At 67.9% G+C, this 10,097-nt stretch carries 10 protein-coding genes and 1 riboswitch; of the genes, 4 read left to right on the top strand and 6 right to left on the bottom strand.

Annotated elements, in window-relative coordinates; genetic code table 11:
* The first annotated feature begins 348 nt into the window (after positions 1–348).
* Positions 349–423: riboswitch (SAM riboswitch) on the top strand.
* A gap of 202 nt (positions 424–625) precedes the next feature.
* Together VKA86_08920 and metK are read left to right on the top strand one after the other, a co-directional pair.
* A complete protein-coding gene (locus tag VKA86_08920; GenBank protein HKK71328.1) occupies positions 626–1,906 on the top strand; it encodes a hypothetical protein in 1,281 nt (426 codons plus the stop codon).
* A complete protein-coding gene (gene metK, locus VKA86_08915; protein HKK71327.1) occupies positions 1,890–3,014 on the top strand; it encodes a methionine adenosyltransferase in 1,125 nt (374 codons plus the stop codon). Before VKA86_08920 ends, metK begins: the two co-directional genes overlap by 17 nt.
* Before the next feature lie 6 nt (positions 3,015–3,020).
* Here the strand turns inward: metK and VKA86_08910 are convergent, their stop codons facing one another.
* The 4 genes from VKA86_08910 to VKA86_08895 all read right to left on the bottom strand — a co-directional run bounded on the left by VKA86_08910 (position 3,021) and on the right by VKA86_08895 (position 7,760).
* Positions 3,021–3,224 carry an STAS-like domain-containing protein gene (locus tag VKA86_08910; protein HKK71326.1) on the bottom strand — a complete coding sequence of 68 codons (204 nt, stop codon included), beginning with the start codon at positions 3,222–3,224 and terminating at the stop codon, positions 3,021–3,023.
* 137 nt (positions 3,225–3,361) lie between these two features.
* Positions 3,362–5,974: a protein kinase gene (locus tag VKA86_08905; GenBank protein HKK71325.1), complete on the bottom strand. Its 2,613-nt coding sequence runs from the start codon at positions 5,972–5,974 to the stop codon at positions 3,362–3,364.
* A 34-nt stretch (positions 5,975–6,008) separates the two neighbouring features.
* The gene (locus VKA86_08900) at positions 6,009–6,464 is read right to left on the bottom strand and encodes a nuclear transport factor 2 family protein (GenBank protein ID HKK71324.1); all 456 of its coding nucleotides are present in this window, start codon (positions 6,462–6,464) and stop codon (positions 6,009–6,011) included.
* Positions 6,465–7,022: 558 nt separating this feature from the next.
* On the bottom strand, positions 7,023–7,760 hold the full coding sequence (locus VKA86_08895) for a M23 family metallopeptidase (GenBank protein HKK71323.1): 738 nt from the start codon (positions 7,758–7,760) through the stop codon (positions 7,023–7,025).
* A gap of 184 nt (positions 7,761–7,944) precedes the next feature.
* Between VKA86_08895 and VKA86_08890 the strand changes: the two genes are divergently transcribed.
* The gene (locus VKA86_08890; protein HKK71322.1) at positions 7,945–8,196 is read left to right on the top strand and encodes an Arc family DNA-binding protein; all 252 of its coding nucleotides are present in this window, start codon (positions 7,945–7,947) and stop codon (positions 8,194–8,196) included.
* The gene (locus VKA86_08885; GenBank protein ID HKK71321.1) at positions 8,193–8,597 is read left to right on the top strand and encodes a type II toxin-antitoxin system VapC family toxin; all 405 of its coding nucleotides are present in this window, start codon (positions 8,193–8,195) and stop codon (positions 8,595–8,597) included. The genes VKA86_08890 and VKA86_08885 overlap by 4 nt, the downstream gene beginning before the upstream one ends.
* A gap of 59 nt (positions 8,598–8,656) precedes the next feature.
* Here VKA86_08885 and VKA86_08880 read toward each other — a convergent pair whose 3' ends face one another.
* On the bottom strand, positions 8,657–9,469 hold the full coding sequence (locus VKA86_08880) for an MBL fold metallo-hydrolase (GenBank protein ID HKK71320.1): 813 nt from the start codon (positions 9,467–9,469) through the stop codon (positions 8,657–8,659).
* A 268-nt stretch (positions 9,470–9,737) separates the two neighbouring features.
* A partial coding sequence (locus tag VKA86_08875) for an SRPBCC family protein (protein HKK71319.1) occupies positions 9,738–10,097 on the bottom strand: 360 nt, incomplete at its 5' end.

Here is a 10,097-nt window from a genome sequence, read left to right as displayed (position 1 = left end):
GGCGGAAGAACGATCCGCGGCCGTGGCGTCTCGGATCGGGACGTCCGGGAGTGGTCGAACTGTCGAAACCCGGGAAGGAGGACGGCACGGCCACCCGGGAAAAGCTAGCACGTCGCACGTCGAGCCGGCCAGGTCTGGCGGGAGTGAGTGCCTCCCTCTTCCCGCTTCCCGCGCGGAACATCCCCGACGAGACTTCCGGGATCCCGGCTTCCGCGGCGGAAGTGGTCGCGCGGCATGGGCCACGAGCGACGACGTTCCGCCCACCGTTCGACACCCCGCCGGTCGTCACCCGACAGATGGCCGACCATCACGAATCCGACTTGTCGACTCGGCCTCGTTCGCTTACCATACATGCCACGTGGTGATTTGATCATCAGCTTGCCGCCACGTAAAACAAGGTGCTAAAGCGTTGGACAGTCCGCCGAACGGCTCGTCCCCGCTGTGCACCGCAGTGGGGCGTTTTCGTTTCCTGCCGCGGTGTCCACCGACGTCTGCCTCGTTCGCTCCTGCCGCGCTTCGGCACCATGACCCGTGACCCTGGAGGTCTTGGCATGGTGTTCCTCTTTGAGCCGTTCCACCGCCATCGTGCGACGATCGATGCGCCCTTCTCGACGGAGGTCGTGCGATGAGCCCTTACATGCGCCCGGTCTTCGAAGGCGTCGTCGAGTCCTGGGGCCAGCCCGAAATCCGTCTGGAGGTCGGCTTCTGCCATCTCTGCAGTCATCCGCTCGCGAGCGGCGTCTGCTCGTTCTGCGGCTGGACGAGGTGTCCTCTCTGTGGGGCGCACGAAGACTGCGAGCACCTCCTCCCCTGCATCGAATGCCACACGGCGCCGTTGCCCGGCCACCTCGATCCCGACGAGGACGAGGACGACGACGAGTACGAGGACGACGACGTCCTCGGGGACGAAGAGCCCCGCGGACCCGTCGCACCCTTCTCCAGGCATTGGAGTGTCACCGTCCATCCGGTGGTCGAGCAGGCCGAACGCGCCCAGCCGCGTCCGTCGGGCCTGACGTTCGACCGCCTCCACGACCTCGTGCGATCGCACGGCAACTGGATGTTCGGCGTGGCCGATCCTCTGCGCGACGAACGCGTCCTCTACGAGCTCGTCCACGACCCGCGGCTCGCGAGCCGCCTCGAAGAGGAGATCTGGACCCGTGCCGCAAGGGAGGCGAGGACCGCGCTCGTTGCCGTCGAGCGGATCCCGGTGGGAGGCCGTTGTCCGCAGTCTCCGCGGTATCGGCGCTGGTACGCACCCGAGGGCGACGCCGTCCTCGCGGCGGGCGAGGAGCTCGAAGAGGAGTGGTCCCGCCGCATCGAGGACGTCGGGGAATCGGTGCGGGCTCACGTCGGCGAACTCGTCTGTCCGATGTGCGACGAGCCGACGTTCGCCACGGTGGCCGACAAGCTCTACAGCTGCAGCTACTGCGGGGCCTACGAGTGCCCCTTCGACGGCTGCGGTCTGGACTCCGTCGAGTGCGGAATCGGATGTGCCCACAGTCTGGGTCCCGTCGTCGAGGGCGGTCTCTTCCACCGGAGGATCGATCTGTCCGACCCGCCCATGTCGAAGTGCGATCCGGATCGACTCGACGGGCTCGACGACGCGACGCTCCGGGAGATCTTCGGTGACCTCTACCCGGTTCTGGTCGAGGCCTACGAGAACGGAGTCGACCGCCCGCCACGCGAGGCCTTCCTGCTCCTCGAGCTCGGCCGTCACGCATGTCCCGACGTACGCGTCGAGGATTACAACGGCTTCTCCATTCCGCTGGCCCGCGATCTCGAGCTGGCGCGCGAGCAATACCGGAGTGCGCTCGTGCGCCTGTCGGAATGCTTCGCGGTGCTCGACCGAACCGCCCCGGCCTGGAAGAACGTCTCCGAGGAGGATCGTCATGGCGAAGACTCGTAGGATCTACACCAGTGAATCCGTCACGGCGGGTCATCCGGACAAGGTGGCCGATCAGATCTCGGACGCGATCCTCGACGCTCACCTGCGCGGCGACTCGCAGGCCCGCGTCGCCGTCGAGACGCTGGTCAAACACGACCAGGTCGTGATCGCCGGCGAGATCACCAGCCAGGCCGAGGTCCACCCGGCGCGCGTGGTCCGCGACGTCCTCCATCGCATCGGCTACCGCGATCCCCACGATCCCTTCCATGCGAACGGAGTCGAGGTCCGGCCGATCGTCTTCCAGCAGTCGCACGAGATCGACCACCTGGTGACGCCCGCAGGGCAGGACCCGATGGATCAAGGCGCGGGCGACCAGGGCATGATGTTCGGCTATGCGACGTCGGAGTCTCCGGAACGCTTGCCGCTCCCGCTGGCCCTGGCGCATCGGATCACCCGCAGGCTGGATCGCGATCGTGCGGCAGGAGACCCGCGATGGTTGCGGCCGGACGGAAAGGCCCAGGTGTCGGTGCTCTACGAAGGCGACGATCCTGTGCGCGTCGAGTCCGTGGTCGTGGCCGTCCAGCACTCAGACGACTGCGAGCGGGAGACCTTCGAACAGTACGTGAAGGACGTCGTGCTGCCTCAGGAACTGGGAATCTGGTATCGCGACGGCTTGATCGTCCGCGTCAACGCGAAGGGTCTGTTCACGCTGGGCGGCCCGGCCGCCGACGCCGGTCTCACCGGCCGTAAGATCATGGTCGACACCTACGGCGGTCTGGCCCGTCACGGTGGCGGCGCGTTCAGCGGGAAGGACGCGTCGAAGGTCGATCGCTCGGCGGCGTACATGGCACGGCTGGCCGCACGGACCGTCGTCGATCACGGCCTCGCTCGACGCTGCGAGGTGCAGGCCGCCTACGCGATCGGCGTTTCCCGCCCGGTGTCGATCGCCGTCGAGACCTTCCGGACGGGCCCACCCGCCAGAGCGATGCGCCTGATCGAGAAGGAGTTCGACTTCCGGCCGGCGGCGATCGTGGAACGGCTGGGACTCGACGTCCCGGGCTTCGAGTCCGTCGCCAGCGGCGGGCACTTCGGTCGGGAGGGGGTGGCCTGGGAGAGGGTCGGGGTCTGAGTGCACCTACAGCGCTCTGCGCACCATGAACTCCACGGCCCGATTCATGTGCACCGGGATCAACGTCGTCTGCGGATGCGCGTGCGCCCATACGCGGAACACCTCGTCGGCGAAGCCCTGCCCGACTCCTTCGACACCGCGGAAGTCGAGAACGACCTCGCGGAAGCGGTCGAGGCCGTGGAGCAGGCGCTTCGCCTCGGAACGCGACACGAAGCGGACTCCGATCGAGAAGAGTCGAACGACGGTGCTCGTTTTCGTGAACTCGAAGTCCTCCGTGTAGCGCTCGGGAGAGACGATAGAGGAAGCGCTCGAGTCCGTAGTACTGCAGACATTTGAGCCCCTGCCCCCTACCGCCCCGCCTCGAACTCCGCTGCCCAGTTCTCCACGACCACGACCCGCACTGCGTCCGTCTCCTCGGGTCGCGGGTTGCGCACCACGAGAAAGCGCTCGCCCGAACCGTCGACCGCGAAGCCGCTCGACCAGGCCGGAGCCCAAGGCAGGGTCGGATACTCGAAGAGGACCTCGGGCGGACCCACGCGCACTCCGTCGTCGCCGTCGAACGAGGCGCGGTAGACGCCGTCGTCGAGTGCGAAGTACAGGGCCTTTCCGTCGGCGCTCCACTGGGGCCAGTGGCCGCCTTCGACCGACACCTGCCAGCGGCTGTCGGCGTTCGGTAGGTCGGTCAGGTAGACCTGATAGGAGCCCGATTCGTTCGAGCTGTAGGCGAGGTAGCGTCCATCGGGTGAGGGCGCCGCACCCCAGTTGACGTCGTCGGTGGCGACGAGGACGCGCGGTTCGGCATCGAGCTCGTCGAGCGGGAGCACGCAGATCTCGAAGAAGAAGCCACCGGGACGGGGACGCGAATGGAACAGCAGACCGAGGTCCTCGCGCGCGACGGGGAGCACGCCGATGGTGAGCTCCTCGGCCGGTTCGGACGACCGTGGCGAGAGACGCGACATCATGAAGCCGCGGTCGGTGGGACCGTAGGTGTAGATCCGATCGCCGCTCTCGGCGTAGGTGGCGAAGTCCTCGAGCGCTTCGGTCTGCTGCAGGAGCCGGCCGGTTCCGGAGTCGGCGTCGAAGGTCCAGAGATCGCGGCCGCGATCGGTGGTGACGGGCAGGACGAACTCTCCGCCGTCCGCCGAGAGGCGCGGGAAGGGTCGCTCCGTCGCTACCGTCGTGAGCACCCGCAGTTCGTTGCCCTGTGCGTCCAGCCAGACCAGCTCGCCCTCGAGGTCGCCGCCGCTCTGCGTGTAGACGAGGGTGCCGTTGGACGAAACGGTCGCGCGCGACCCCCCCGCGGCGAACAGGGCCAGGCGGCCCGTGAGCTCGAGCGTTCCGAGGTCGAAGGGAGCGGCCCAGATTCCCGCGTTGGTGCCCGCCTGCTGCACCACGAGGTAACCGGCAGGGTCGACGGCGACGTCGTAGATGTCGTTCTCGAGTTCGAGCAGCGTGCGTCGATCGCCGTCGGCAGTCAGTAGATCGAGACGTCCGAAGCGGCCCTTGGGTTCGTGGACGACGAAGACCCAGCCACGCCCGTCGGGCACGGCGGTGATCTCGTGGAAGTCCATTTCGTCCTCGCCGACCTCGACGAAGACCTCGGCATCGTTGCCCGCCGCGGTGATCCGATGGATACCGCTGTTGCCGTTGGTGATCAGGATGGTGCCGTCGTCGTTCCAGACCACGCTGCCCGAAGCCGCGGCCGCGCCCGACGCGACCGTGCCCGCGGACTGGACGCGTCCGCCCGTCGCCGCCACGCGCGACACGTGCTGTCCGTCGGCGAAGAGAATCGTCCGCGAATCCGACGACCACGTGAGTTGGCTCGCCCCGTCGGTGCGCGCCAGATTGCGGGGTTCGAGTTCGTCGATCCGCCGGACCCAGACGCCGGCGCGGTCGGAGTAGGCGATGGTGCGGCCGTCGGGCGAGATGCTCGCGCGCAGTTCCGCGCCGCCGCCGTCGGCCGTCGGCCCGAAGTCCCAGCGCCGGACGGTACGGTCTTCGGATTCGCCGGACGGGAACAGCACGAGGAGCGCGGCGAGAGCGACGGCGGCGAGCGTCGCGACGGCGGCGACGGGTTTCCACGGACCGGTCTGGGTCGTCGTCACGGCGACCGCGTCCGGCTGTTCGAAGTAGATGCTCGCGTCACCGATGTGACGAAGGCGCCGTTTCGGATCGCGCTCGAGGCACTTGGCCAGCAGGCGGCGGACGTTGGCCGGCGTCCCAGCGGGAAGCTCGTCGACGTCGATGTCCTGACGCAGCACACCGGCGAGCGTATCGCTGACCGAATCCCCGGTGAAGAGCCGCCGGCCGGCGAGCATCTCCCACAGGATGACGCCCCAGGCCCAGATGTCGGCGCGTTGATCGACCGGCCGTCCCTTGGCCTGCTCGGGACTCATGTACGATGCGGTGCCCAGGATCGTACCCGCCTGTGTCATGCCCGCGGTGATGGTGGGCGAGTGGTCGAGGTCCTCGGGGGATTCGGGCTCGGGGCCGTAGGCGCGGGCCAGGCCGAAGTCGAGCACCTTGGCCGCACCGTCGGACGCCAGGACGACGTTCGCGGGCTTGAGGTCGCGGTGGACGATGCCGCGTTCATGGGCGGCGTCGAGCCCGGCGGCGATCTGAGTCGCCACCGTGATCGCCTCGTCCACCGACAGTGGATCGCGCGCCAGCCGCTGTGCGAGATCCTCTCCTTCGACGAGCTCCATGACCAGGAAGCGGGCCTCGGCGATCTCCTCGAAGCCGTAGACCGAGGCGATGTTCGGATGCTGGAGCGTGGCCAGCGTGCGGGCCTCGCGCTGGAAACGTGCGATCCGCTCGGGGTCGCCGCTCATCTCGCGCGGCAGGATCTTGATCGCGACGTCGCGGCCGAGCTTGGTGTCGCGGGCGCGGTAGACCTCGCCCATACCGCCCCGGCCGAGCGGGGCGGTGATCTCGTAATGGGCGAGGGTCCTGCCGATCAACGATGGACTCCACGTGGACGACCTGTTCCTTCCCTCACGCCGCCGGCATCTCCCAGATCACGTTCATGATCATCCACTTGCCGCTGTTACGGGACAGGTGGATGTAGTCGACGCCCCAGGCAGCGTCCAGCTTCACCGTGGCGATCATGTCGGTGTAGTGGAGGATCGTCACGTCCCGGGGAGACGTCGCCGGGTCGAACATACCGTTTTCGTTGAGGTGGCCGGCGAGTTCCTCGAGCTGTTCGAAGGTCATCCAGTCCTCGACCAGGCCGGATCCGTCCCGCGCAGGCATGTAGCCCACCTTCTGCAGCTTCGGGCTGACGCTTTCGACGATCAGTTCGGGCTTCATGTCGTAGAGCGCGTTCGCGTAGTTCAGGACAGCCTGCTCGATGTCCTTCTCGTGATCGTGGTGTTCGGCGGATGCGGTGACGGTCAGGACGAAGATCGTGGTCAGCGCGAGCCATGTGCGGGCTCGGGCACGTGTGATCACCGTGGTTTCCTCTTCTCGGGTTCGGGCGCTGGGAGGGAGCCGAGAACGTTAGCACGGATTCGCCGCCGGGGTTACCGAACAGCGCTGTGCAAGCTGGCACGGCCCGGGCGGGAGCCCGCCGCCCCGTTCGTGACGATCGACCGCGTGGAACCGTGACGGCATCATTCTGGTGCCATATCTCCCACCGAGGCGGTGCCATGCGCGCCGCGGGGCGCGCACGCCAGATGATCTCCTGGTGCTGCTGGAATCGACGGTTCAGCAGGTAGACCTGCATCGCGAAGCTGTGCCGCGCGGTGTCGGGGTAGATGTTCTCGAGGTGTTCGTTGTGGCGACCGGAACGTAGTAGACGTCCATGCCGAGGTGCTCGCCCAGAGCCCGCGCCAACGTGGACTTTCCCGCGCCGATGATTCCGGAGATGCCGATGAACAGGTTCTCGATGGAATGCGTGCTGGGTCCGGCTTTCCGAGGGGCTGCAGGGTACCACGAAGAGGCGGCCGACCGTTCCGGATCTTCGATCGCGAGACGCCCGAGCACTTCCTCGAACCCGTCCGCGCCTGCCTACTCCTCGCGCGCCTTCGCGCCAGCCGGCCGCCGTGCCAGCCGCACCGCTGCGATCACCACGAGCAGAACGGACAGTGCGCGGATCAGGATCCCGACGCGTGTCGTCTGGTCCTGGAGTAGCCACGCGATCGCGTACAAGGCCACGCTGGCCACGAAGAGCGGGAGCGTCTGGTTGCGCCGGATCGCGAAGATCGACACGCCCAACGCCACGAGAGCGCAAACGACCCCGAGGAGGAACTCGATCCCCCACTTCGCGAAGAAGTCGCCGTGCGGTGCGACGAAGCCGCCGGCCGGAACGTGTTGTGCGACGATGATCGCGGACGGCTGGAGCCATCCCAGGTCCTGGGGGCAGGGCGCGGTCCATCCGGCCATCCAACGCCACTGCCCGCTGCCGGGATGATCGGCGCGTCGACCCGCGCGCACGCCGAGGTGCAGATGGGGGTCCATGGTTCGTTCCCGCGTGCCTCCGTTCTCGTCCGCATCGCCGATCGATCCGATGCGGTCTCCCTTCGTCACCGGGCCCGGTTCGATCGTCCATCGGCTCGGACTCAGGTGACCGTACAGCGAGTAGAGATCGAACTGCGGGTGATCGATGACCACGAGCCAACCGTACCCGTCCATGCGGCCGGAGTAGCTCACCCGACCGTCGGCCATGGCGTAGACGGGGGTGCCGGCCGGAAGGGGATAGTCCTCGGCGGCGAGACAAGCCACGACGAGCAGAACGGTCCGGACCACGGGAATCCTCCGGCGCTCCCCTTCTTCGGGGGCGGCGGTTACGAGCACACGTCGCGGGTCGGAAGACCAGTCTGCTCCTCCGCGCGGGCGAAGTCCAACGCTCCGCGCGGAACGCGGAGCGTCTTGACCGAACGGTACCATTTCGCTACCGTTTTGGTGTCTCGCCTCCCGTCGAGGCGGCATCATGACCACCATGCCGAACCTGACGCTCAAGAACGTGCCCGAGGAACTGCTCGTCCGGCTGCGCACGCAGGCCGAGAGCAATCGCAGGAGTCTGAACTCCGAGATCCTCGTGCTGCTCGACGCGGCGCTCGCACCGCACAAGCCCGACGTGGACGCGATGCTCGAGGCCGTCGACGCGCTCCACGCCACCCATGCGGTCGAGCCGATGACGCCGGCGGAGATCCGTCGCGCGATCCGTCGGGGTCGTCTGTGATCGCGGTCGACACGAACCTGATCGTCGATCTCTTCCTGCCCACGCAACACACCGAACTCGCTCGGACGATCGCGCGTCGCGACGACCAGTGGCACGCTCCGTTGCTCTGGCGCAGCGAGTTCGCGAGCGTGCTGTGGGAGCACCACCGTAAGACGGGCCTGCCGCTCGACGCGGCGCGCGCGCTCCACCGACGGGCCTGTGCGTGGATGGACGGAACCGAACACCTTCCTTCGTTCGACGTCGTGCTGGACCTCGCCTTCGAGGCGGACGCCACGCCCTACGACTGTCAGTTCGTGGCCGTCGCGCGGGGTATGGGCCTGCGGCTGCTCAGTCACGACCGGCGGCTGCGGCGGTCGTTCCCGGACTCGGTGCTCGATCCGCGGGACTTCGTCGGATCCTGATCGGCCGATCGATGCCGATCCGGTCGCCCGTGCTGCCCGACCCCACCGACGCCGGTGTGTCACTCCGTCGAAGTCCAGGCGTGACGGCGCCCCGGGACGTCGGCGTGTTCCTCCGGGAGCACGAGTCCCGGTATCGACGAGACGAGGTCGTCGACGAGGCGCTGCACGCGCGGTCGACGCCATGGGTCGACGTGCAGGAGCACGACCGGAGTCGAGTCGGCCAGCGTCTCCATCCAGGTCCGCGAGACTTCGGCCTCGAGGAACCAGTACGGTACGAGGAACAACGCACGCCTCGACGTCGTCACGCGCCGGATCCGGTCCACGTTCAGTCGCGAACCGGCCGCGTCGCCGCAATGGAAGACGTCCCAGGCACCGAGATGCACCACATGGCCCACGTGCGGTGTCTGCGAAGGCACGTCTCCGAGCGCGACGTGCTCGAGCGCGAGGGTCGTGACGGGGATCGACGCGACGATCTGCCGTTCCGTCGACTCCGGAACGTCGGGCGCGAAGAGAGCGGCGTCGGGGCACGCGTCCAGGTAGTCGCGCACGACGGCATCGGTGAAGTGATCGGGATGACGGTGCGTGACGAGCACCAGATCGACGCAGCCGACGGAGGATCGGCCGTGGCGGAGCGCCTGGAGTTGCGGCGTCGCGAGACGGTCGAACGGGCGCGGCGGCGTGCCCGGTTCGCTCGTCAGGTCGGTGAGGGCATCGACGAGAACGGAGTGGCCGCCTCCTCGGATCAGGACTCCCGCGTTCTGTACGTGGAAGATCTCGATCGTGGCATCGGGAACGTTCGGTCCGCCGGGGGCCGACGTCACCGACGCGAGCACGAAGAAGAGCACGATCCACGGACGTCGTGGCGCGGTCACGGCGCATCACCTCGTCCCGGGACGCAGACGTTCGTCGCTCCGAATCTACGGAGAAGGAGGGGGCGCCGTCGAGGCTCCGTGGCGTGTCCGCCGCCGACGCCGAACCCCCGGCCGGCCTGCCTACGCTCGATGCACACGCCCTGCCCCTGGAGTTCCCGGTGACCGATCCCTCGCCCGGCCCGGAGTCGGGTCAGAAGCTCGTCGAGGGCGAGGACCTGTCGAAGCGCATGGCGTACGGACTGGCAATCGTGGACACGCTCGAGGTCGTTCAGGGCCGCGCCGCGAGCACCTCGCGCCGCGTGACCTCGTGCCGGTGCTCGAAGAGCTTGGCCAATCTGGGGCGCACCGAGATCGGGTCGACCAACCGGCCGAGCACGCCGAAGGGCGGCGCGTAGTCGATCTCGTCGCGCAGCCGGCAGCCGTCCTCGTGCTCGAAGAACAGGTGCTTGTGGTGCCACCGCGCGAAGGGACCTTCGCGCATGACGTCCTCGAAGAAGCGATTGCGTTCGTAGGCCACGTGCTCGGCCACGATGCGGATCCAGACCGGGCCGATCTTCGTGCGCAACTCGACGCGGGTACCGACCTCGAGGCTCGTCGGCGGCGTGATGATCTCCACCGTGTCCCACGG

Source organism: Candidatus Krumholzibacteriia bacterium, assembly GCA_035268685.1.
Taxonomy (GTDB): domain Bacteria; phylum Krumholzibacteriota; class Krumholzibacteriia; order JAJRXK01; family JAJRXK01; genus JAJRXK01.
The sequence above is the reverse complement of the archived record's forward strand: the minus strand, read 5'-3'. Positions and strand labels throughout refer to the sequence as shown.